This window comes from Cryobacterium arcticum (genome assembly GCF_003185895.1).
In the GTDB taxonomy this organism is placed as follows: Bacteria; Actinomycetota; Actinomycetes; order Actinomycetales; family Microbacteriaceae; genus Cryobacterium; species Cryobacterium arcticum.
This window is the reverse complement of sequence record NZ_QHLY01000009.1, coordinates 85,212-106,917: the sequence shown is the minus strand read 5'-3', so window position 1 is coordinate 106,917 and position 21,706 is coordinate 85,212. Positions and strand designations below refer to the sequence as shown.

The following is a 21,706-nucleotide window of genomic DNA, read 5'->3' as shown; positions in this document are numbered from 1 at the left end:
CATCGTTTGCCCGGCTTCACTATGATTCGGCTCACACCGATCACTGGAGCACGCATGGCCGACATCAATGCCGTTGAGAGTCCGGGCAGCGCTGTGCTGCCCGACAACAACGTGCTCATGCGGGTGCGCGCCGCGCTGCCCCAGCTCGGCCCGAGCGAACGCCGGGTCGGCCAGGTCATTCTCACCCGCCCGGGCTCCGTCACCGAGTGGTCCACGGCGGAGCTGGCCGCCGCGGCCGAGACGTCCACCGCCACAGTGGTGCGCGCCTGCCAGAACCTCGGCTTCCGCGGCTTCCAGCACCTGCGGCTCGAAATCGCTCGGGCCGTACCCAGCGACATCATCAGCGCCGGCGACACGCATCCGCTCACCCGGGTGTTCTCCGACGCGGCCGACGCGATCAGCTTGGGCCGGGCCAGCGTGGACCTGGCCGCCGTCGACGCGGCCGTGGCCGCCCTGGCCGGCGCCCGCCGGCTGGTGCTCGTCGGCAGCGGGTTCTCCGGGCCACCGCTGCAGGATGCCGCGATGCGGTTCGCCACCCTCGGCCGGCCGGTCGAAGCGCCCGGCGACGTGCTCGGCCAGCAGTTCGCCGCCCGGTCGCTCCAGCCGGGCGACACCTGCCTCACGGTGAGCTACTCCGGCGCCAACACGCACACTCTGCGCGCCTGCCGGGCCGCGAGCGAGGGCGGAGCCACCGTGATTGCGATCACCAGCTTCACCCACACGCCGCTCACCCAGCTCGCCGACATCAGCCTCGTCACCGGCCCGGTCACCCGGGCGCACGACGTGGACCCGTACCTCAGCCGGCTCAGCCACCTCCTGGTGCTGCACACCCTGCACACCGCCCTGGCCGAGCGCAGCACCGCCGGTGCCACCGCGTCCATGCGCGAGGTGGTGGCCGAGGCCCTCATCAGCGACGAATAATCCTCGACCGGGCGGCGTCGCCCGATGTTGACGTCGCCGTCGCTCGCCGTCAACCGACCGTTCACCTGCCCCCAGCATTCTCTTTCTGTAACGACGTTTCATCAGTTATGAAACGAAGAAATGGAAGGGCCGGTCATGGCTGGAATTGATATCGCGGGCAGCTACAACGCTCGCTGGAGCGGCGGCCGCGAGGGCGGGCTCGCCCGTTCGGCCACTCTCGACGAGGTCAGTCCGGCCGGCGCCGACCAGCTGGCCACGCTGGGCATCCAGCTGGTCATCGACCTGCGCGAACCCGGCGAGCGCGGCATGCCCCGCCACGGCCGCCCGGTCACCGCCGTTCCGCTGTACCGCCTGCCGGACGGCCCACCACAAACCGGCGACCTCGAGTCGGTCTACGACTTCTTACTGCGCGAACGCGGTGCCGAACTGACAGAGGCCGTCGCCGCAATAGCCGACGCGCCCGGCCCGGCGCTCGTGCATTGCACCGCGGGCAAGGATCGCACCGGCCTGGTGGTGGCGCTCGCCCTGGCCGCCGCCGGCCACAGCGACGCCGACATCGTGGCTGACTACGCCCGCTCCGGCGCGGTCGTGCGCCCATATCGCACCGCCCACGCCGAAAGCGCACTGCACGGCCTCAACCTCACCGCGGATGCCCGCACCCGTTCCCTGCGCCTGCACCTGGACAGCCCGCCGGAGGCGATGCGGCACGCCCTCGCCACTCTCGCCGCGCTCGGCGGGCCGGTGGTCTACCTTCGCCGGCACGGTCTCACCACCGGTCAGTTGACGGCGCTGCGCGAGAACCTGGCGGCGGTGGCCCATGCGTGACGCGTCGAAGTTCACCATCCTGCATCTCAGCGACGTGCACGCCACCGCCGGCGAGCTGCTCTACGGCCAGGTCGACGGCCTGGCCCGGCTCACCGAGGTGGGCGAGTACGTCGTCGCGGCCGGCGTCACTCCCGAAGCCGTCGTCGTCACCGGCGACCTGGTGCAGCGTGGCCACTGGGCCGCATACGCCAAGGTCGACGCGGCCCTGCGTCGGCTCGGCGAGATGGTGGGTGCGCCGGTGTTCACCGTGCTCGGCAACCACGACGCCGACGAGCCGGCCCGCGCCCTCACCGGGCACCATGATGGGCACTACCGGGTCGTCACCGTCGGGCCGATCCGGCTCGTGCTGCTGGATTCTCGCACCGGCGCGCTCGAGGCTGAGCAGCTCGATTGGCTCAGCGCCACGGTGGCCGAACCGTTCGGGATGGGCACCGTCGTCGCGCTGCACCACTCCCCGGCGCCGTCCCCGCTGCCCACCCTGTCGAAGATCGGCCTGCGCGACCCGCAGCTGCTCGCCCAGGCCCTGCACGGCTCAGACACCCGCCTCATCCTGGCCGGGCATTATCACCACCCGATGACCTCCCTCTTCGCGGGCCTGCCCGTCTCGGTGGGCCCGTCGTTGGCGTACCACCAGGTGATGAACGCCGGCCCGGCCGCGGTCAGTGGCCACGACCTGGCCATGTTCTCCCTCGTGCAGCTCACCGCCGACCAGGTCAGCTCCGCCCCCGTGAGCCTGCAGGCCGCGCATCCGCTCTTCTCCACTCCCGTGTCCGCCCTCTCCAGCACACCCACTCGATAAGGAATCCAATGTCACGCACACCCAAGGTCGCCGGCGTCGCCACTCTCGTGGTTCTCGGCCTCACCCTGGCCGGCTGCTCCACCCCCGCAGCCACCGCCGAAAACACCCCGGAGGCCTCCGCGGCCGCCGCGCTGGAACCGGCGACCATCACCGTTTACACCTCCGAACCGCAGGAGAAGATCGACGCCATCGTGGCGGCGTTCAACGAGACTCAGCCCGACGTCACCGTCGAGGTCTTCCGCGCCGGCACCGGCGACCTCACCGCCCGTATCGAAGCCGAACGCACCACCGGCGACGTGCAGGCAGACATCCTCCTGGCCGCCGACTCCGCCACCTTCGAGGGCTACAAGGCCGACGACCTGCTGCTGGCATACACGCCCGCCGACGTCGAGTCGCTCAACCAGGACGTCGTCGACCCCGACGGTTTCTACGTGGGCACCCGCATCATCCCCACCGTCATCGCTTACAACACCGGCGTGATCGACACCCCGCCCACCTCCTGGGCCGACCTCACCGACCCGGCCTACGCCGGCCAGATCACCATGCCCAACCCGGATGTCTCCGGTGCGGCCGCCTACAACGCCGCGGTCTGGCTCGACAACGCCGACCTCGGCGACGAGTGGCTCGTGGACCTGGCCAAGAACAAGCCGGTCATCGCTGACAGCAACGGACCGGTCTCGCAGGCCGTCGCCGCGGGCACCCAGCCCGTCGGCGTGGTGGTGGACTACCTGGTGCGTGAGCTCAAGGCCGCCGGCTCCCCCATCGACGTGGCCTACCCCACCGAGGGTGTGCCCTACGTCTCCCAGCCGGTGGGCATCTTCGCCAGCACCGACGAGGAGGCCGCGTCTGAGGCGTTCGTGGACTACCTCGTCAGCGCCGCGGGCCAGGAGCTGGCCGTGGAGCAGTCCTACCTGCCGGTGCGCAACGACGTCGGCACTCCCGACGGCGCCCCGGCCATGGATGACATCGAGATCCTCACCCCCGACCTCGACGTGATCGCCGACACCAAGGCCGCGGCTGTCGCGCGGTTCAATGAGCTCTTCCAGTAAAGCGTCAGGTGCGGGCCCGGTCGTTCTCGACCGGGCCCGTTCCCGCTTTCCTCAGCCATCCGTCCGCCCGCGAACGGATGCCCGCACCGGCGCCGGCATCGACCTGCTCCGCCTCGCCCTCTGGCTGGTATGCGCCGCCGTGGTGCTCTTGCCGCTCGGCGCCATCGTGGTGCTCGCCTTCTCCGCCAACCACCTGCCCCTGCTACTGGAGGGCGACGTGCTCCAGGCCGGCCTGAACAGTATGGTCTCCGCGGTGCTCTCCGCCACTCTCGCCGTGGCCGCCGGCACCGCGCTCGCCCTCCTGCTGGACCGCACCGACCTTCGCGGCCGCAAGGCGCTGCGCCTGTTCGCGCTCACCCCGCTGCTGGTGCCGCCGTTCGTCGGCGCGATCGCGTGGATCAGCATCGCCGGCCCCACCGGCCCGGCCAATGTGGCCTGGACGACCTGGTTCGGCGGGCCGTTGTGGAACATCTACGGCGGCGACGGCGTGGTCTTCCTGCTCGCCATCCACTCCTACCCGGTGGTCTACATCATCGTGTCGGCAGCCCTCCGGCGCATCCCCACCGACCTCGAGCAGGCCGCCCGCATCTCCGGAGCGTCCGCGGTGCGGGCGGTCCGCACCATCACCCTGCCGCTGCTCCGCCCCGCGATGCTCTCAGCGTTCACCCTGGTGGCGGTGGGCAACCTGGCTGACTTCGGCATCCCGTCGATCATCGGGCTGCCCGAGCGATACGTCACCCTGTCCACCCTGATCTACCGCTACATCCAATCCGGCACGGTGGAATCGCCGCTCGAGGTGATCTCCACCATCGGCGTGGTGCTGTTGCTGATCGCCGCGGCCGCGATGGTGATCGACGTGCTCGTCTCCCGCTCCCGGTTCGAACTGGACGCCTCATCGTCGGCCGTGCAGTTGCTCCCACTCGGCGTGGCCCGGCTTCCATTGACCATGGCCACCTGGCTGGGGGTGTTGGTGATCACCCTGTTGCCGCTCTGCGCGCTGCTCAGCCAAGCCCTGTTGCCCGCGCCCGGGGTGCCACTCACCTGGCAGAACCTCACCCTCGACAACATCGTGCGGGCCACCAGCGCCCCGTCCACCCTCACCGGCGCCATGAACTCGGTCATGCTGTCGGTGCTGGCCGGGCTGATCTGTGGCGTGCTCGGGTTGGCCATCGGCACCGTCGTCACTCGCACCCGGGCCCGGTCGAACACGGCGCTGAAGACCCTCGCGATGCTGCCACAGGCCATTCCCGGGCTTGTCATCGCCGTCGGCTGGCTCATCATCGCCCCGCGGATCGGCCTGTTCAACACCCCGTGGCTGATCCTCTGCGCCTACGTGATGGCGTTCATCGCGATCGTGGTGCAGTCGGTGAGCGCGCCGCTGAAGGCCACCCCGATGACCGCGGAGGAGGCCGCGCGTATTTCCGGAGCCACCCGGTTGCGGGCCCTGTTCGACATCTCCTGGCGCATGGCGGTGCCGGCGGCGATCGCCGGCAGCATCCTGGTGGTGCTCACGGCGGTGCGGGAACTCACCATCTCGGTGCTGCTGCTCGCGCCGGGCGCACAAACGTTGGGCGTGAACATCTTCAGCCTGCAGCAGGCCGGCGCGTACAACGCCGCGTCGGCGCTCTCCCTCATCATCACTCTCGTCGGGTTGGCCGGCCTCGGCCTCGCCGCCCGCCGGGCCCGCTAACTGCAAAGGACCTCCATGTCTTCAGTCACACTCACGGATGTCGGCCTCGTCTACCCCGACGGCACCGTCGGCCTCGAGAACATCAACCTCGCCATCGCCGACGGCGAGTTCGTGGCCCTGGTCGGGCCGTCCGGCTCAGGCAAGACCACCCTGCTGCGCGCCATCGCGGGGTTCCTCACCCCCACCGCCGGTTCGATCCGGCTCGACGACACGCTCGTCGCCGACCGTTCCACCCTGGTCGCGCCAGAAAAGCGCGGCCTCGGCATGGTCTTCCAGCAGCACGCGGTGTGGCCGCACTGGAGCGTCGAGCGCAACATCGCCTACCCGCTCGTGCTGGCCAGGGTCCCCCGCGCCGAACGGACTCAGCGGGTCGCTGAGGTCATGCAGCTGGTGGGCCTGACCGGTTTCGAGCAGCGCAACCCGGCCACTCTCTCCGGCGGCCAGCGGCAGCGGGTGGCGCTGGCCCGGGCGATCGTGGGCCGCCCTCGTGTGCTGCTGCTCGACGAGGCCCTCTCCGCGCTGGACGAACCGCTGCGCGACAGTCTGCGGCTCGAGTTGCAGTCGCTCACCCGCTCGATCGGCCTCACGGTGGTGCACGTCACCCACGACCGCGAAGAGGCCCTCGCCCTGGCCGACCGGGTGGTGGTGCTCGACGGCGGCCGCATCCAGCAGGTCGGCAGCCCGGTGGAGCTGGTCACCCGGCCGGTCACCGCGGAGGTGGCCCGGTTCCTCAGCGATGCCACGATCTTCCCCGGCGACCGCGACCGAAACGGCTTCGTCGCCACGGACCATCCCTGCGCCGTGCCCGCTCACCTGCTCGATGTCGGCTCGGGCGCCGATGCGCTCTCAGGCGCCGGCATGATCGCCGTGCTGCCCGAAGACATCACCCTTGAGCCGGGCACGGGCGCCCCGACGGATGCCGTGGTGGCGTCCTCGCTCTACGGCCGCGCCAGCAACGATATCGTCGTCACCTGGCAGGGCATCAGCGTGCGCTGCCGGGTACCCGGCCGCCGCTACCTGGTGGGTGAAACCGTTGTGGTCGGCATCCGCCGGGCGATGTTCTACGACGCCGCCCGTGCGCTGGTCGAGCTTGTCGAGACCCGGTGACGTGCATGAGCACCGGTCTTACGACCGCGGCTTCAGCGCATCAGTAATGTCCGCGACCGTCGCCCCATAGGCCTCAATCAGCGCATCCGCATCCACGAACGCCGAGTAGCCATGCTCCCCCGCCCCCATCGCCACCCGGGTGCCGCGCATCCGTTCGTCGGCGTACACCGGCCAGGCAGTCGTGCTGCCCAGCGGTGTGATCGTGCCGCGGGCGTAGCCGGTGGCGACCAGGGCGAGGTCTTCGTGCGGCAGCGACAGTTTGTTGACCCCCACCAGCGCGCGCAGCTTCGCCCAGCTGATCTGCCGGTCGCCTGGCACCAACACGAAGATGTAATCGCCGTCGTGCCGCCTGACCACCAGAGACTTCACAATGCCGGCAGGCTCAAGGCCCAGTAGCCGCGCCGCGCTCTCCAAGCTGTCCGCCGCAGGTCGTTCCACGATCTCGATGTCGAGCCCGCGCGCCGCCGCGTCCGTCATTACTCGTCCGCGTCCGCTCTCAGCCATAACTGATTTCACCACGGCAGTGGATGTCAGCGCGAGTTTGATTCGGCACGCACCGAAGGATCTCCCGATTCAGCGTCCGCCGTTGTGTGCTCCTCCAACTCGAGCGTGGCTTGACGTTGACGGGAATTGAGAAAGTTCTTTTCGACGAGGAGGAAGAACCCGTAACAAATGGCCACGACGACCGGGGCGATCGCGAACGTCATGATCGCCCAGTGCGCCCCGATCGGCAGTTCCATCGGCAGTAAGAGCAGGTTTGCCAACGCAAGGAGCGGACTATGCAACAGATACACGCTGTAAGAAAACAGACCGAGTCGAATCATCGGGCGGGTCTGAAACGGCCTGACAATCCAGGGCGTTGAACCAGCCACAACCCTTTGTCCTGCCCAGGCCAAGCCGGCTGCCACGACCCCACCCGCGCAAATCTCGATCAGGCCCAATGAGCGAATGTCAAACGCCTTCGTCGCCACGATCGCGACCATGGTCAGCGCACCGAACAGAACGAACAGCGGACCGACCCATCTGTTCCTTTTCGGACTCATGGTGACCTGCGCCGACCACATCCCTAGAGCAAAGATGCCCACCAGCCACGGGTGGGCCCAAACGCCGATTCCTGTGAAGACTGGGGAGAGCGAGACAACCACGGCGCCCGCGACGACCCACCGGGGTCCTAACATGCGCCACAGCGGCAGCAGCACGAGTGGGAACAGGATGTAGATCTGCGCCTCAACCGCGACGCTCCAGAGGGGCCCATTGATAGCGCCGATCCAGTCCGGTGAAAAATCATGGATCAGCAGGAAATGACTCACCACGCTGGGCACAGTCATCGGCAGTTTGGTGTCCCATTGGGTCCCCGATTGCTGCTGCATCACGGGAACAAAGAGAATCAGGAGAACGCTAATTATGAGAGCAGCATAGTAGGGCGGAATGACCCGCCGCGCACGCCGCTTCAGATAGCGTCCCATGCCGCCGCGCAACTTGTATCCATTGGACAGCGTCGGAAGCATGAGCACATAGCCAGAGAGCACTATGAAAACCGGCACCCCGAGGTAGCCCCAACCGACAACCAGGTCGATGACTGGTAGTTCCGTGGTGGACTCGTTGGAGAGCCCCGTGAACAGGAAGGCATGATAGAGGACCACCGCGATTGCCGCGGATCCCCTGAGCCCGTCCAAATACGGAAATTCTGGTCGAGTATTCCCCGCGTTGTTCCCCATCGTTCGACCCTATCGGCCTCCCCCGGATGGGGGTGCCGATCAGACGGCAGGGAGGTTACGTTCTGGAAAATTCCCTGCCGCGCACCAGCCCTGACGCGCCTTTGGGTCCGCCGGCGTGGACTGGTCCTCGTTTCGAGACAAACCAGATACTGAAAACCATGACCGCGAGCATGCTGGTCGCCTGAAGGAGTGACCCTCGAAGCAGGATGAGCATGTAAAACGAGAGAATGGCGACCGCAACGCCAGACACGCCGGCCGTCGCCAGATTGAATTGAGTGGACCGGTCGGCACGCTTCAGGAAATATCCAAGCAGCACGAAAATGATGACCAGTCCTACCCAACCACCGCTGAGGTACGCTTCAGCCCAGAACGGCGAAGACAGGTTCTCGAACGAATAGCCGCGAAACTGCGCAATGAATACCCCGGTATCGATTGGTTTGTCTGGCCAGATCGATCGCGGTACCCAAAAGACAAGGGGTCCAAGAAGCTGTTTACCCCACACGATGCCTTCAACAGAAACGTAGTTGACGGCGTTGTTGATCTGCGCAAACGAGTCATAGTCACCGCTGTTGACGAAAGCGCCGGCACCGAGCTGACTGTTTGTCTGTGTTGCCTCTCGACGGAAAATAGAGAAAAGCGGAAAGCCGAAGAGCAACACGCCAGTTAGTAGCGTCATGGTCCACCGGATTCGTGCTCGAGTCGCGAATGCGCCCACGAGCACTAACAGGCTGAACGCCATGGTTCCGAACAGGTACCGGGACGAGCTAAAGATGTTGATCGCAAACATCACGGCAAACGCGGCCATCGGCATCATCAACGAATAGCTTCGCTTCTTTGCTCCCGCCGCGACTTCCGCCCGCCGGTAGCGAGCCATGGCATGCACGCACACCAGCAAGGGAATGGATGCCGACGCAGCAATGATCGTAGACAGTGTTGGGTCGGGGAAAACCACGGTTCGCATAGTCGCCATCGTTTCCCGGCTAGTGAAAAACGTCGCAGGACCGATCCGCGCCACGAAATAGACCCACACCGTGAATCCGCCTACGGCCAGCAATGTGATTCTCGTACGGGAGAATTCTCGCGGACCCGAGCGAGCTCCGCGCGACTTGGACTTATTCTCTGGAGTGGTCGCCGTGGGTCGTCGTGAAACGAAGAAGGCGCCAACCTCGAACGCGATCAGGCCGAGAAGGATGATCACGAGCGATTCGGTGTTGTAGCCCAGATTGATGTTGGGAGTCGTCCCTGGCGATTTGCTTGCGAGCACCTGAGCGAAGGCAGGCACTGCAAGAAAGACGTACACGAAGAGCCAAAAGGAGAACGCGAACAGGGTAGGCAGGCCCCTACCGATCACGAACGCCAGGCGAGTGCCGCTGAACGCCACGATGATCAGGGCAATCACCACGTCGCCGACTATGGCTCGGTCGGTCGGATACGGGATGGTCGTCAGAATGAAGATTGGCATCAGGCCGGCGAAGACAATGGTGAGCAGTGTCGCGGTGAGCCCATAACCGATGGGCTGCTCGCGCGTTGCTCGGGAAGCCACGTGCGGGACTGGGGTGATCGTCAAGTGGCCGTTCCCCTCGTAGAAGACCCGTCTGGAATTCGTGACTCCCAGCTTCTGGGCGATGTGCTCATCCGGTCAACGATATCAACCAGCAGTCCGCTGGCTGGCTTCGCCCGTACATGCGACGGTTGCACTAGACGAGACCAAGTTCTTGCAATTTGGCGAGGATCACAGGGGCAAGACTCTGGCTGTAATTATTGGTCAAGTGAGCAGTGTCGGCGTAGATGGATGTCGTACCCACGAAAACTGGGCATCGATCGGTAACACAGAACCATTCCCTCGTATCAACGAACGCCACGCCAGCTTCCTCAGAGGCAGCGGACTCGGCATCCAGGACGATCTTCCAGTTCGGCTGCAGGTTCCCGGTGCAGTCCTTCGGGCTCGACAACGGCGTGTAGCACTGCGTCATGTTTCCCGCTCCTGGCGGCGACATCAAGACCACCTTTTTAGTCTCAGCGGGAAGAGCGGCAAGCGCCTCGCCGAAACCAGCCTTCCATTCCGCGTTGGCCGCATCGTCGCGATTCTGACTGATCAGGCGGTTCAGCCCGTAGAAGGAGTCGGACATGATGATGAGATCGGGTTGAATCTCCTGCACCTTTTCCGTCACCCACTCATGCTGCTGGTTACAGGCGTCATAGAGCGGCCCACCCGTCTCTTCGCTAGACGTGACCGGCATGAACCCGACGGGGCATTTTTCCCGCGTGAGGGGCTGAACCGCGTACCCCAGCGGTTCAAGCGCTGCGATTATGCCCGGAAGCCAGCTCGTGGCAATGGAGTCTCCAACGATGACTGCGGTCTTGCTGGGCTCGGTCGCACCATACGCGCAACTATCCAACTTCTCCTCGGAGATCGTCAGGCAGTCGTCCTCGACCCACTGAGGCACTCGCAAGTTCACAGAACCATCCGCCGGCGGATCGAAGGCTGGCCACGTTTCGCTTGTTAGCGCCGCCGTAAGGCCTGCCGTGAGGTCGCTAGCGGGACTGGCCGGCACCTGCGACGCGTCAGCTGCGCCATCATCGGGTTGGATCTGTGCCTGCGCAGCGCTGACAAAGGTGCTGACCGGGAGATCCCGCGGTGTCAGGGCCGCCCAAGCCAGCGTCAGGCTGCCGACCGCGACCAAAGCCACGCCGACCAACACCGGGGCGTTCGACTTTTGAGCCGCGCGTTTCTTCTGACGCTTGGCACGACGCAAAGCTGCGCGCTCCACCGCGGACACGTCGCGCAGCCACGTCGACTTGAGGACGGACTGCTCCACAAAATGGTAGGACAACACCGACAAGACAGCCATCAATACCAATGCACTCACCGCGTGCTCAACAGTGCCTTCGGCAACGATCGAACCCAACAAGATGATCACCGGGAAATGCCAGAGATAGAGGCTGTAAGAAATGTCTCCGATGTACGTCGACACCCGGTTGGTGAGCGGCCAGAGGTAGCGCACTTCGCCGCCGGTGCCCGCGAGGATTACGAGCGCAGTGGCGAGTACAGGCACGGCGGCCCAGGGCCCAGGGAACGGCATGGCGTCGGTGATGAAGAAGATGGACCCGAAGATACCGAGAAGCCCCGCCCAGCCGAGAACCGGTCGAAGCCAAGACGGTATTGACCGGAGTCGTCCTGCGACGACGGCCAACAGGGCTCCAACGCCCAGCTCCCACGTCCGAGAGAATGTCGAGAAATAGGCCCAAGTGGGATTTGTTGTGGTTTCCCAGATCGACCAGGCAAAAGTGATGATGATGATGGCAAACATCACGGCACCGATAACGCGATGGGCGACCACGGTGTTCCACTTGGTCGCCTTGCCTCCCAGCGCAAGAATCAGAAGCATCAGCCACGGCCACACAAAATAGAACTGCTCTTCAACAGACAAAGACCAGAAATGCTGTAGCGGTGAGACCGGACCACCGGCTAAAAAATAGTTAGTCCCGTCAGCTGCAAAGTGCCAGTTGCCCAGAAAGATGAACGACCAGAACGCGTCGCCGGCGGTTTGATTGGCTCGGCCGACATTAAAGACCACGAAAGCGATTGAGAGAGTGGCAGCCAGGACAAGTGTCGCGGCGGGGAGGATACGTCGAACCCGGCGCTTGTAGAAGCCAACGAATGAAATGGTGCCGGTTCGGTCATGCTCGCGCAGCAACAGGCCAGTGATGAGGAAACCCGAAAGCACGAAGAACACGTCAACACCGACGAAACCCCCGGTTGGCCAATGGAATAAGTGATCGGCGACGACAGCGAGCACAGCCACAGCGCGGAGGCCCTGAATATCGCGTCGGATGGACTTCTTCGGCGCATCCACGGGTGCCGCCGACTGTAGCTCAGTCTTTACCAACGTGCTCATCGATCCCCCATGCTGTCGTGGAGGCTACCCCCCGAACGAGTGTATCTGCATGATGTTTCGGCTGAGTGACGGCCTCATGAATGGCAATACGCGAACCCGGCGCAATCTCGAACCGTGTCTATCGCCCTGCAATTTGGCTTGGAGTCACGTCAGAACGCGGAAGCGGCCATGCTCGAATAAATAGATTCTCAAGCCATCGAGGAGTCTCAAAGAGCCACCCAGCATGGACATAAGCCGCGCAAACTGCGGTGATCCTCGCCATCACAAGACCGAACGCGGCGACTAGCACTGGCAGCCACAGCGCTGCCAAGGGGCTTCCAGTTGGCCAGATCAGGGACAACAACCAAACTAAGAGGAAGATCCAGAGAGTGTGCGACAGATAGATCGAGAGAGTCTGCCCGCCAAGTCGTCGCAACCATCCAACCCGTTCCAACCCGCGCGCGAGAGCGATTCCTGCGCCCAGCCCGAGAATCCTCATTGCGAAGGAAATCACGGGCGCGTCAGCGAGATCCAGCTGGGCGAGGGTTGTATACGAGCCGGCCCATATGGCAACCATGGCAATGCCTGTCATCGGGGTCAGCCAAGCGCCGAAGGCGAGAATACCCGAGCGCCCGTAGCAGCCAAGGATGAAGAAGATGTAGAACGTTGGCACGCCGTCCCAGCCATTGTTCCCAATCGGGTCGTCGAGTGCGAACCAGAGGAGGGAGGCGAGGCCGGCGCTCACTAATTGGATCGGCTTCGAGATACGTACCGATAGCTTGGCCAAGGCGAAATAGATCGCAAGCACGAAGATGAACCATCCGCCCACTGGCCAGAAAAGGTGGAGCGGCAACTGCAGAATGCCCGTTTCGCTGTCGATGCCGGGAATCAGGTTCAGGATGATCCATCTGATGATCACCCATAAAACGAAGACCCAAGCGAAGAGCATTATCTTCTTCTGGAACAGGCCACGCCAAGTGCCGGTGACGTATTTCCCGGCGAATAGGCCCGCAGCCAGAAAGAACAGGGGCATTCGCATGGTTCTAAGCATTTCCGTTGCAACCAGCCAGCCCGGCGATGCCAACCCTTCCACCGCGGAATATATGACCGCGTGGTGCAGTACAACAAGGAGGATTGCCATGCCTCGAGCGGCATCGGGCCATTGAATCCGCCGCGGTGCGCTGACGGATGGCAAATTACTAGCGCGCACGGCTCTCCTCAATTAGATGAGGGAATACCCCCCGGACGAGGGTAACAGTCGCACATTTCGCGCGCGTGAATATAGCGCGAGATGTCCGCGATCGCGCGTCACCCCAGAACCAGCGCTATTTTCGGATGGACCAAGCAGTCACCCGACTATTGAGTGCCTAGACCCTCGACTATGCGACGGGCAATCGCAGAATGCCCTGCATTATTCGGGTGGATACGATCTCCCGATAGCAATGATGCATCGAGTACAGAAGGGTTCAAAAGACTGATGAATTCCGCCCCCACCGCGGTGGCGGCACTCTCGACCGCTAAGTCCATGTCGATCGCGTCCTGAGTTACAGTCCCACTTACGGCCGGCCCAACAGCAATGATCCGCGCATCCGGGACAGCGGACCGCATGTCAGCGTATGTCTGGGTGATGGCGGCGATCACAATGCTCGGATCTGCGTCCCAAGCTCGGATGTCACTCCGCCCGCCAGAGATGAACACCACATCCGGGTCAACAGCCAGCACTTCCGGGATCATCTCTACAAAACTCGGGCAATATTCTTTCCCGCAACCGGAACGCCCCGACGTGGTCGCGTACCCGGTACCCCCTCGACCGAGGTTGACCTCCTTCCATTCCATCTCGGCGGACACAAGGGCAGTCCAGCGCGTTTTCACTTTCACCGTGGCGCCAGTCCCCGTCGTGTACGAGTCCCCCACGAATGCGGCGACCGGGTGCGGGTCGGACGTCACGGTTCCGAATGTCGGGATCGGTCCGGCGGCTGCAGTAGGCGCGCCGGGCCTAGGTCCTTGCACGGCCATAACAGTCAAGACGACGACCGCGATGGCAAGAATGCCAAGCAGGATCAGTTTTCCCCGGGACATGCGCTGAGTTTATACGTGCGCTACCCCCGAATGAGTGTCATCGCAGGGTGGACACGCGAAGCCCGCTCTCGAATAGGGGCGTACTGCTACGCGCTCCAATCACGGTACGTGCTCGTGGTCGGGTCGCATCGCGAAGCTCCGGCTGAAGGCCGCCGAGTTGAGCTCGCGAAAGTAGCGCCCGCACTGGCGACAGCACACTGAACCCCGGAATCCAACTCGATACGCTCTGGGACACGCCCGGCACAGAGGGCCAACTTCGGTGATTGCTGAATTCGGCAAGCCAACAGCGTCGAGCTCAAGGCTCCGGTGTCATAGTGGGGCCGCCTATCAGAATCGAACTGATGACCTATTCATTACGAGTGAATCGCTCTACCAACTGAGCTAAGGCGGCGTGAGACCGAAATTGCCCTTGCGGGAAACGCGCGGCGACACAGCATCCAAGCTTAGTGGGTTGGGGAGGTCACGGTGTACAGCTCACGGAACGATTTGGCCACCCACTCCGACAGCGGGGTGGACTCGTCGGATTCGGCCCAGCACCGCCAGGCATGCCTGGTAGCAGCCATTGCCACCAGGGTGAAGAGTAGAGCCCGCTGGGACAGCGCCTGCGGGTCCGCTGCGAGCCTGGGGTCGTCAGCGGCGAATCGGCGCTCGACGATCTCCTGCAGGCCGGCTTCGAAATTGCGCAGCGTGGCCATCCGCATGGTGAACAGGTAGCTGTTCTCCTTCATCACCATTCGACGCAGCTCGTGGATCTCTCGATCGCTGTCGGTGTTCTGCAGGCTCTGAGCGAGCAGGGTGGCTAGGTCCGCCATGACGTCACTGTCCGCTCCCCCGGCCACGAATCGCTCGATGTCGGAGTCACAGGCGAGTTCCAACTCGTCACCGACCAGGGCGGAGTCCTTGGACGGAAAGTAATTGAAGAAGGTGCGGGGTGAGATATCTGCGCAGCGACTGATCTCGTCGATGGTGACCTTGTCAATGCCGCGCGCTGAGCAGAGAGTGAGCACGGCACGCTGAATCTGCCGGCGCGTGGCCAGGCGCTTGCGCTCCCGCAGGCCCACTTCGTCAGGTTCCACCGCCATGCCCCAATTCTTGCATGAGGCGCAAAAACGCGGTGGGCGAGGTTTCAGCCGATCAGCACATCGGATCGGTCGCCGGCACCGTGCCGTCGATTAGGTAGCTGTCGACGGCATCGTTGACGCAGGAGTTCGACTTGTTGTAGGCGGTGTGTCCCTCGCCCTCATAGGTGACGAGCTGCCCACTGTCCAACTGCTCGGCCAGGTTCTGCGCCCACACGTACGGCGTGGCCGGGTCGTTGGTGGTGCCCACCACAAGAATCGGTGCTGCTCCGGCCGCGTGGATCTCCTGGCGTTCGCCGTCGAAGGCGTATGGCCAGTTCGCGCAGGAGATGTCACCGAACGCCATGTACTTGCCGATGGTGGGCGCCGCCGCCTCGATCTCGGCCGCCTGGGCGCGCATGGCCGCCGGGTCGTCATCGTAGGCGTAATCCACGCAGTTGATCGCCATGAAGGCCTCGGTGGAGTTGTCGGCGTAGCTGCCGTCGGCGTTGCGACCGTTGTACGCGTCGGCGAACTGCATCGCCCCATCGGCGCTGCCCTGCAGCACGCTCTCGAACATGTCGCTGAGGTAGCTCCAGGCGGTCGCCTGGTACAGCGGGTAGATGATCGCGGTGAGCAACGAGTTGGCTCCGAGCTGCCGGCCGTCGGTTGCCGTGATCGGGCTCGCGTCCACGGAGGCGAGCAACGCGCCGATCGTGGCCATGGCGTCATCCACTGTGCCGTCGAACGGGCAGTCCGTGCCCGCCAGGCAGTCGGTGAGGTAGGCGCGCAATGCGCTCTCGAAGCCCTGCGCCTGCGTGCTGGTCACCTCGAAGTTGCTGGTGGACGGGTCGAGGGCGCCGTCGAGCACGAGCCGGCCGACCTTGTCGGGATAGAGCTCGGCGTAGGTGGCGCCGAGGAACGTGCCGTAGGAAAAGCCCAGGTAGTTGAGCTGGGCGTCGCCGAGCACCGCGCGCAGCAGATCGAGATCGCGTGCCCCGCTCGTGGTGTCGACTTCGCCGAGCAGCGCACCTGTCTTGTCGGCGCAGGCCGCGGCGAAGTTGCTGGCGCTGGTTTCCTGCTCCTGAATCCAGGCGTCGCTGCCGCGTTCGGCTACGGTCAGCCCATAGAGATAGGTGTCCATCTCGGCGGGGTCGAGGCAGGCCACTGCCGACGAGCGCCCCACACCGCGGGGGTCGAAGCCGACGATGTCGAACCGCTCCTGCAGGGTGGCGTCGGTGGCGTAGTCCACGGAGTCCTTGACGAACTCATAGCCAGAGCCGCCGGGGCCACCCGGGTTGACCAGCAAGGAGCCGATACGGTCACCGGTGGCGGGCTGGCGCACCAGGGCCAGATCGATCGATCCAGCGGCCGGATCGTCCCAGTCCAGCGGCGCGCTCGCGGTGGTGCACTGCATGCCGTCGTCGCAGTCGTCCCACGCCAGCACCTGGCTGTAGAACGGCTCCAGCGAGCTGCCCACCTCTTCCACGCTGGGCGTGGAGGTCGCCGGCGCGGGCTGCGGCATGAACCACGGCACGCAGCCGCTCAGTCCGAGCGTCACTGCCACCGCGGCCGCCATGGTCGTGATTACGCGAGTGCGCATCGTCACTGAGTTCCTCTTCCCTGATGCCCGCGGCACCGCCGACGGCGTCACCGTCGGATCATCGAGACCAGCATGGCTTCAAGAGCCAGCGCCGGAGCTACGTTAGCTTCAATTCTCTGCCGGGCCAGGGCAATGGCATCCATCGTCGCCACAGTCACAGCCGGTGCACAGGCGGCTGCCGCCCGGCGCAGCTCGGTGAGCAGTTCCAGGTTGATGATGGTGTTCTCCCGCCCCAGCTGCACCATCATCACGTCGCGGTAGAGGGAGGTGAGGTCGACGAGGATGCGGTCGATGCCGTCACGGAGGCTCCGGGTGGCGCGGCGTTTCTGGTCGTCCTCGAGCGCTTTGATCTGCCCGCGCAGGGCCGGCGGAACCGACTGGCCCGGCTCCACGCCGAGGGAACGCAGTACCCCCTCGCGTTCGCTGGCGTCTCGTTCGATGGTGATCGCCTTGGCGTCGTCGCCGGCGATGGCGAGCAGCCGGGTGGCGGCGTTGACGGCGTTGGCCACTCCGGTCAGACCGAGTGCTGTGCGCAGGGTTTCCTCCCGACGGGCGCGGGCTTCGGCGTTCGTGGCCAGGCGGAGGGCCATGCCGATGTGGCTTTGCGCCTCACGGGCGGCTCGTTCAGCCACGGTCGGGTCGGCACCGGTGCGGCGGATGAGCAGGGCCGCGACGTCGTCGATGCTCGGCACCCGCAGGCGCACGGTGCGCACCCGGGAGCGGATGGTGGGCAGCAGGTCGGCCTCGCTGGGGGCGCAGAGAATCCAGACGGTGCGTTCCGGCGGTTCTTCGAGCGCCTTGAGCAGCACGTTGGAGGTGCGTTCGACCATACGGTCGGCGTCTTCGACCACGACGACCCGGTATCGGCCCACCGACGGCGAGTACTGCGACCGGGCGACGGCCTCCTTGACGGAGTCCATTTTGATGATCACGCCCTCGGTGGTGAGCACGGTGAGGTCGGGGTGAGTGCGCGCATCGACCAGCCGGCCGGTGGTTTCGTCGCCCTGTGGGGTGCCGGGGCTGAGCAGGGCGGTGGCGAACGCGAAGGCGAGATTGGAGCGGCCGGAGCCGGGCGGGCCGGTGATCAACCAGGCGTGCGTCATCGATGAGGACGTGCTGGGTGTGTCCGCACCGGCGTCGGCCTCAGGGCGCTCCAGCGTGGCGACCGCCCCAGGCCGCTCAGCGGCGGCCCGGAAGATGGCGATCGCGTCTGCTTGACCCGTCAGGTCGTCCCACACTGCCATTGGTCAAGGCTACCCGGAGCCGGCGACACCCAGGCGCGCCACCGGGCCGAGCGGCTAGAGCAGCGTGGCGACGCGAGCGCGAATGACGGCGGCGATTTCGTCAATCGGCGCGGCGGCATCCAATACCAGGAACCGGTCGGGTTCGGCGGCGGCCAGGTCAAGGAAAGCGGCGCGCACGCGGGCGTGGAACTCGCCCTTCTCCGCCTCGAGCCGGTCGAAGACCTTGTTATCGGCGTCGAGCCGGCCCCGCGCCGCGGTCTCGTCGAGGTCGAGCAGCAGGGTGAGGTGCGGCAACAAGCCCTCGGCCGCCCAGAGTGAGAGGTCGCGCACCTCGGGGCCGCCCAGCACCCGTCCGGCACCCTGATAGGCGACGGAGGAGTCGAGATAACGGTCCTGGATGACGATCTCGCCGCGGGCCAGCGCCGGCCGCACCAGCGTGGCCACGTGCTGGGCCCGGTCGGCGGCGTACAGCAGCGCTTCGGCGCGGGGTGAGACCTCGCCGCGGTGGTGCAGCACGATCTGACGGATCTCGACACCCACCTCGGTGCCGCCGGGCTCCCGGGTGCGCACCACGGTGTGCCCGGCGGCCTCGAGCCAGTCGGTGAGCAGCTGCGCCTGGGTGCTCTTGCCCGACCCGTCGCCACCCTCGAGGGTGATGAACAGGCCGGGCGTCACGACATCGGTCACGACTGCGCGGCCGCGGCCTTCGCAGCAGCAGTAGCCGCCCGCGTCGCCGCAGCCTTCGCCGCAGTGGCGGCTTTCTGCTCCGGGGTGCGCTCGGCGCGCACGCTCGCGCCCGGGGTGGCGGCGGAGGTGCCGGTCTTCTTGGCAGGTGCCCGCTTGGCCGCGGTCTTCGTCGTGCTGCCGGCCTTCTTCACCGGCGCCTTCTTGGCCGCGGGCTTCTTAGCCGCTGCCTTCTTGGCGGGCGCCTTCTTCACGGCCGGACCCTTGGCGCGCTTGTCGGCAAGCAGCTGCACAGCGCGGTCGTAGTCGACCTCTTCCACGCTCTCGGCCTTGGGGATCGTGGCGTTCGTGATGCCATCGGTCACATAGGCGCCAAACCGGCCGTCCTTGATCTTGATGGCCTTGCCGCTCTCCGGGTCGGGCTCTTCGAAGTCCTTGAGCGCGCTCGAGGCCCGGCGGGCACCGTACTTCGGCTGGGCGTAGAGGTCCACGGCACCGGCCAAATCGATCTCAAAAATCTGGTCCTCACTGGTGAGCGAGCGGGTGTCGACGCCCTTCTTCAGATACGGGCCGAACTTGCCGTTCTGGGCAAGGATCTCGGTCTGCGTCTCTGGGTCGATGCCCACCACGCGAGGCAGGTTCAGCAGCGCCAGCGCGGTGTCGAGGTCGACCGTGGCCAGGTCCATCGACTTGAACAGCGACGCGGTGCGCGGCTTCACCGCGGCGGCGGCCTTCTTGGCCGGGGTCTTGCGCTTGGGCTTGGCGGCGGCAGCCTCGACGCTCGGGGTGGTGTCGCTGAGCTGGGTGACCTCGCCGGTGAGCGGATCAACGGTCTCGCCGGGGCCGTCGGTGTCGGCCGGGGGCTCGAGCTCGGTCACGTAGGGGCCGAACCGGCCGTCCTTGGCGACGATCTCCTTGCCGTTGTCGGGGTTCACGCCGATGACCCGGTCGGTCACCACGGGAGCGTTGACGAGTTCCTTGGCCTTGGCCGGGGTGAGTTCATCGGGTGCCAGGTCCGGCGGGATGTTCACCCGACGCGGGGTGGCATCCGGGCCGGCCTCAGCGTCCACGACCTCGAGGTAGGGGCCGTACTTGCCGATGCGCAGGGTGATGTCGTCGACGATGTGGATCGAGTTGATCGACTTAGCGTCGATCTCTCCCAGGTTGTCGACTACCTGGCGCAGGCCGCGGTGCTTGTCTGAACCGAAGTAGAAGCTGGTCAACCAGTCCACCCGGTCGGCGGTACCGCCGGCGATACGGTCGAGGTCGTCTTCCATCTCGGCGGTGAAGTCGTACTCCACCAGGTCGGAGAAGAACTCCTCGAGCAGCCGCACTACCGAGAACGCGATCCAGTTGGGAATCAGCGCCTGCCCGCGGGGCGTGACATAACCGCGGTCGGTGATGGTTGAGATGATCGATGCGTAGGTGGACGGACGGCCGATGCCGAGCTCTTCGAGCTTCTTCACCAGGCTGGCCTCGGTGTAGCGGGCGGCCGGGGTGGTCTCGTGGCCCTTGGCTTCCACCTCGACGAGCGACAGGGTCTGTCCCTCTTCGAGCGGCGGCAGCTTCGACTCGGTGGGATCTGTCGGCGCGTTGCGTTCTTCGTCCCGTGATTCCTCGTAGGCGAGCAGGAAGCCGCGGAAGGTGATGACGGTGCCGCTGGCGGCGAATTCGGCCAGCGCCTCGGCCGCGGCGGGGTGCGCGGCCTGACCGGTTGGACCGGCGGCGATGGTCACCGACGCGGTCGAGCCGGTGGCGTCGGCCATCTGGCTGGCGACGGTGCGCTTCCAGATCAGGTCGTAGAGCTTGAAGTCGTTACCGCGCAATGTGCTCGACAACGACGACGGGGTGCGGAAGGTGTCACCCGACGGGCGGATGGCCTCGTGCGCCTCCTGCGCGTTCTTGCTCTTGCCCTTGTAAAGGCGCGGGCTGCTGGGCACCGTCTCAGCGCCGTACAGCGACGCGGCCTGCTTGCGGGCGGCGCTGATGGCCTGCTGCGACAGCGACGGCGAGTCCGTCCGCATATAAGTGATGTAGCCGTTTTCGTACAGTGACTGCGCCACACTCATGGTCTGGCGGGCAGTGAAGCGCAGCTTGCGGGCCGCTTCCTGCTGCAGGGTCGAGGTGGTGAAGGGCGCGGCGGGGCTGCGACGGTAGGGCTTGGAGGCAACCTTGGTCACGGTGATCTTCACACCGGGCACCTTGAGCGCATCGGCGAGGGCGAGGGCGGAAGCCTCGTCGAGCGTCGCGGCGACGACCTTGGGCTTGAGCTTGCCAGAATCGTCGAAGTCGCTGCCGGTGGCGATGCGGTCGCCGTTCAGTCGCACCAGCTTGGCCTGGAAGGCGAGGTCGTCGGCGGAGCCCGGCGCGAGCTGTGCGATCAGGTCCCAATAGCCGGCGGAGACGAACGCGAGGCGTTCGCGTTCGCGGTCGACCACGAGGCGGGTGGCGGCGGACTGCACCCGACCGGCGGACAGACCGGGGCCGACCTTGCGCCAGAGTACGGGTGAGATCTCGTAGCCGTAGATACGGTCGAGGATGCGCCGGGTTTCCTGCGCGTCAACGAGAGCGGTGTCCAGGTCGCGGGTGTTGTTGGTGGCCGCGATGATCGCGTCCTTGGTGATCTCGTGGAAGACCATCCGCTTGACCGGGACCTTGGGCTGCAGGACCTGCAGCAGGTGCCAGGCGATGGCCTCGCCTTCGCGGTCCTCATCAGTTGCGAGCAGGAGTTCGTCGGCGTTCTTCAGAGCTCGTTTGAGGTCGCTCACGGTCTTCTTCTTCGCGTCGGAAACCACGTAGTACGGTTCGAAGCCGTTGTCGACGTCGACGGAGAATTTGCCCAGCGGGCCCTTCTTCAGTTCCGGCGGCAGATTCTTGGGCTCGATCAGGTCTCGAATGTGTCCGACCGACGACAAAACCTCGTATCCGTCGCCCAGATAGGCGGCGATCGACTTCATCTTGGTCGGCGACTCGACAATGACCAGCTTCTTAGTGCCTGGCACCAGACTCCTCTTTATAGGTAACGGCCAATGTAACGGCCAAGCCACACCA

General features: G+C 65.3%; 17 protein-coding genes and 1 tRNA gene. 6 read left to right on the top strand and 12 right to left on the bottom strand.

The window, feature by feature from the left end; all coding sequences use genetic code 11:
• Positions 1 to 54: 54 nt before the first annotated feature.
• The 6 genes from CTB96_RS08565 (at position 55) to CTB96_RS08540 (ending at position 6,391) form a co-directional block, all read left to right on the top strand.
• Positions 55 to 921 carry a MurR/RpiR family transcriptional regulator gene (locus CTB96_RS08565; RefSeq protein WP_110126509.1) on the top strand — a complete coding sequence of 289 codons (867 nt, stop codon included), beginning with the start codon at positions 55 to 57 and terminating at the stop codon, positions 919 to 921.
• 135 nt (positions 922 to 1,056) lie between these two features.
• Positions 1,057 to 1,746, top strand: coding sequence for a tyrosine-protein phosphatase (locus CTB96_RS08560; RefSeq protein WP_248283287.1), 690 nt, complete (start codon positions 1,057 to 1,059; stop codon positions 1,744 to 1,746).
• Positions 1,739 to 2,545 carry a metallophosphoesterase gene (locus tag CTB96_RS08555; RefSeq protein ID WP_110126507.1) on the top strand — a complete coding sequence of 269 codons (807 nt, stop codon included), beginning with the start codon at positions 1,739 to 1,741 and terminating at the stop codon, positions 2,543 to 2,545. The genes CTB96_RS08560 and CTB96_RS08555 overlap by 8 nt, the downstream gene beginning before the upstream one ends.
• An 8-nt stretch (positions 2,546 to 2,553) precedes the next feature.
• The gene (locus CTB96_RS08550; protein WP_110126506.1) at positions 2,554 to 3,594 is read left to right on the top strand and encodes an ABC transporter substrate-binding protein; all 1,041 of its coding nucleotides are present in this window, start codon (positions 2,554 to 2,556) and stop codon (positions 3,592 to 3,594) included.
• Complete coding sequence (locus tag CTB96_RS08545) at positions 3,578 to 5,284, top strand: ABC transporter permease (protein WP_110126505.1); 1,707 nt, start codon at positions 3,578 to 3,580, stop codon at positions 5,282 to 5,284. The genes CTB96_RS08550 and CTB96_RS08545 overlap by 17 nt, the downstream gene beginning before the upstream one ends.
• A gap of 15 nt (positions 5,285 to 5,299) precedes the next feature.
• The gene (locus tag CTB96_RS08540) at positions 5,300 to 6,391 is read left to right on the top strand and encodes an ABC transporter ATP-binding protein (protein WP_110126504.1); all 1,092 of its coding nucleotides are present in this window, start codon (positions 5,300 to 5,302) and stop codon (positions 6,389 to 6,391) included.
• Positions 6,392 to 6,409: 18 nt separating this feature from the next.
• Here the strand turns inward: CTB96_RS08540 and CTB96_RS08535 are convergent, their stop codons facing one another.
• From CTB96_RS08535 to topA, 12 genes are all read right to left on the bottom strand, one after another.
• A complete protein-coding gene (locus CTB96_RS08535) occupies positions 6,410 to 6,895 on the bottom strand; it encodes an aminoacyl-tRNA deacylase (RefSeq protein ID WP_110126503.1) in 486 nt (161 codons plus the stop codon).
• A 26-nt stretch (positions 6,896 to 6,921) separates the two neighbouring features.
• Positions 6,922 to 8,109, bottom strand: coding sequence for an acyltransferase family protein (locus CTB96_RS08530; protein WP_110126502.1), 1,188 nt, complete (start codon positions 8,107 to 8,109; stop codon positions 6,922 to 6,924).
• A 55-nt stretch (positions 8,110 to 8,164) separates the two neighbouring features.
• Positions 8,165 to 9,676, bottom strand: coding sequence for an O-antigen polymerase (locus CTB96_RS08525; RefSeq protein WP_146215775.1), 1,512 nt, complete (start codon positions 9,674 to 9,676; stop codon positions 8,165 to 8,167).
• Between the two features lie 130 nt (positions 9,677 to 9,806).
• Positions 9,807 to 12,008, bottom strand: a complete 2,202-nt coding sequence (locus CTB96_RS08520; protein ID WP_110126500.1) for an acyltransferase family protein — start codon at positions 12,006 to 12,008, stop codon at positions 9,807 to 9,809.
• Between the two features lie 118 nt (positions 12,009 to 12,126).
• Complete coding sequence (locus CTB96_RS08515) at positions 12,127 to 13,197, bottom strand: acyltransferase family protein (RefSeq protein WP_282433125.1); 1,071 nt, start codon at positions 13,195 to 13,197, stop codon at positions 12,127 to 12,129.
• A 146-nt stretch (positions 13,198 to 13,343) separates the two neighbouring features.
• Complete coding sequence (locus CTB96_RS08510; protein ID WP_110126498.1) at positions 13,344 to 14,066, bottom strand: SGNH/GDSL hydrolase family protein; 723 nt, start codon at positions 14,064 to 14,066, stop codon at positions 13,344 to 13,346.
• 315 nt (positions 14,067 to 14,381) lie between these two features.
• Positions 14,382 to 14,457, bottom strand: a tRNA-Thr gene (locus CTB96_RS08505).
• A gap of 52 nt (positions 14,458 to 14,509) precedes the next feature.
• Positions 14,510 to 15,148 carry a TetR family transcriptional regulator gene (locus CTB96_RS08500; RefSeq protein WP_110126497.1) on the bottom strand — a complete coding sequence of 213 codons (639 nt, stop codon included), beginning with the start codon at positions 15,146 to 15,148 and terminating at the stop codon, positions 14,510 to 14,512.
• A gap of 52 nt (positions 15,149 to 15,200) precedes the next feature.
• Positions 15,201 to 16,727: an alpha/beta hydrolase gene (locus CTB96_RS08495; RefSeq protein WP_110126496.1), complete on the bottom strand. Its 1,527-nt coding sequence runs from the start codon at positions 16,725 to 16,727 to the stop codon at positions 15,201 to 15,203.
• A gap of 47 nt (positions 16,728 to 16,774) precedes the next feature.
• Complete coding sequence (locus tag CTB96_RS08490; protein ID WP_110126495.1) at positions 16,775 to 17,971, bottom strand: DNA polymerase III subunit delta'; 1,197 nt, start codon at positions 17,969 to 17,971, stop codon at positions 16,775 to 16,777.
• Between the two features lie 54 nt (positions 17,972 to 18,025).
• Positions 18,026 to 18,646, bottom strand: a complete 621-nt coding sequence (gene tmk, locus CTB96_RS08485) for a dTMP kinase (RefSeq protein WP_110126633.1) — start codon at positions 18,644 to 18,646, stop codon at positions 18,026 to 18,028.
• Between the two features lie 8 nt (positions 18,647 to 18,654).
• Positions 18,655 to 21,657 (bottom strand): type I DNA topoisomerase, encoded by a 3,003-nt coding sequence (gene topA / locus CTB96_RS08480; RefSeq protein ID WP_110126494.1) that lies wholly within the window; start codon positions 21,655 to 21,657, stop codon positions 18,655 to 18,657.
• Between the last annotated feature and the right edge of the window lie 49 nt (positions 21,658 to 21,706).

Coding starts and splice junctions, on each gene's coding strand:
- CTB96_RS08565 (WP_110126509.1), top strand. CDS start 55: ATGGCCGACATCAATGCCGTTGAGAGTCCGGGCAGCGCTGTGCTGCCC.
- CTB96_RS08560 (WP_248283287.1), top strand. CDS start 1,057: ATGGCTGGAATTGATATCGCGGGCAGCTACAACGCTCGCTGGAGCGGC.
- CTB96_RS08555 (WP_110126507.1), top strand. CDS start 1,739: ATGCGTGACGCGTCGAAGTTCACCATCCTGCATCTCAGCGACGTGCAC.
- CTB96_RS08550 (WP_110126506.1), top strand. CDS start 2,554: ATGTCACGCACACCCAAGGTCGCCGGCGTCGCCACTCTCGTGGTTCTC.
- CTB96_RS08545 (WP_110126505.1), top strand. CDS start 3,578: ATGAGCTCTTCCAGTAAAGCGTCAGGTGCGGGCCCGGTCGTTCTCGAC.
- CTB96_RS08540 (WP_110126504.1), top strand. CDS start 5,300: ATGTCTTCAGTCACACTCACGGATGTCGGCCTCGTCTACCCCGACGGC.
- CTB96_RS08535 (WP_110126503.1), bottom strand. CDS start 6,895: ATGGCTGAGAGCGGACGCGGACGAGTAATGACGGACGCGGCGGCGCGC.
- CTB96_RS08530 (WP_110126502.1), bottom strand. CDS start 8,109: ATGGGGAACAACGCGGGGAATACTCGACCAGAATTTCCGTATTTGGAC.
- CTB96_RS08520 (WP_110126500.1), bottom strand. CDS start 12,008: ATGAGCACGTTGGTAAAGACTGAGCTACAGTCGGCGGCACCCGTGGAT.
- CTB96_RS08510 (WP_110126498.1), bottom strand. CDS start 14,066: ATGTCCCGGGGAAAACTGATCCTGCTTGGCATTCTTGCCATCGCGGTC.
- CTB96_RS08500 (WP_110126497.1), bottom strand. CDS start 15,148: ATGGCGGTGGAACCTGACGAAGTGGGCCTGCGGGAGCGCAAGCGCCTG.
- CTB96_RS08495 (WP_110126496.1), bottom strand. CDS start 16,727: ATGCGCACTCGCGTAATCACGACCATGGCGGCCGCGGTGGCAGTGACG.
- CTB96_RS08490 (WP_110126495.1), bottom strand. CDS start 17,971: ATGGCAGTGTGGGACGACCTGACGGGTCAAGCAGACGCGATCGCCATC.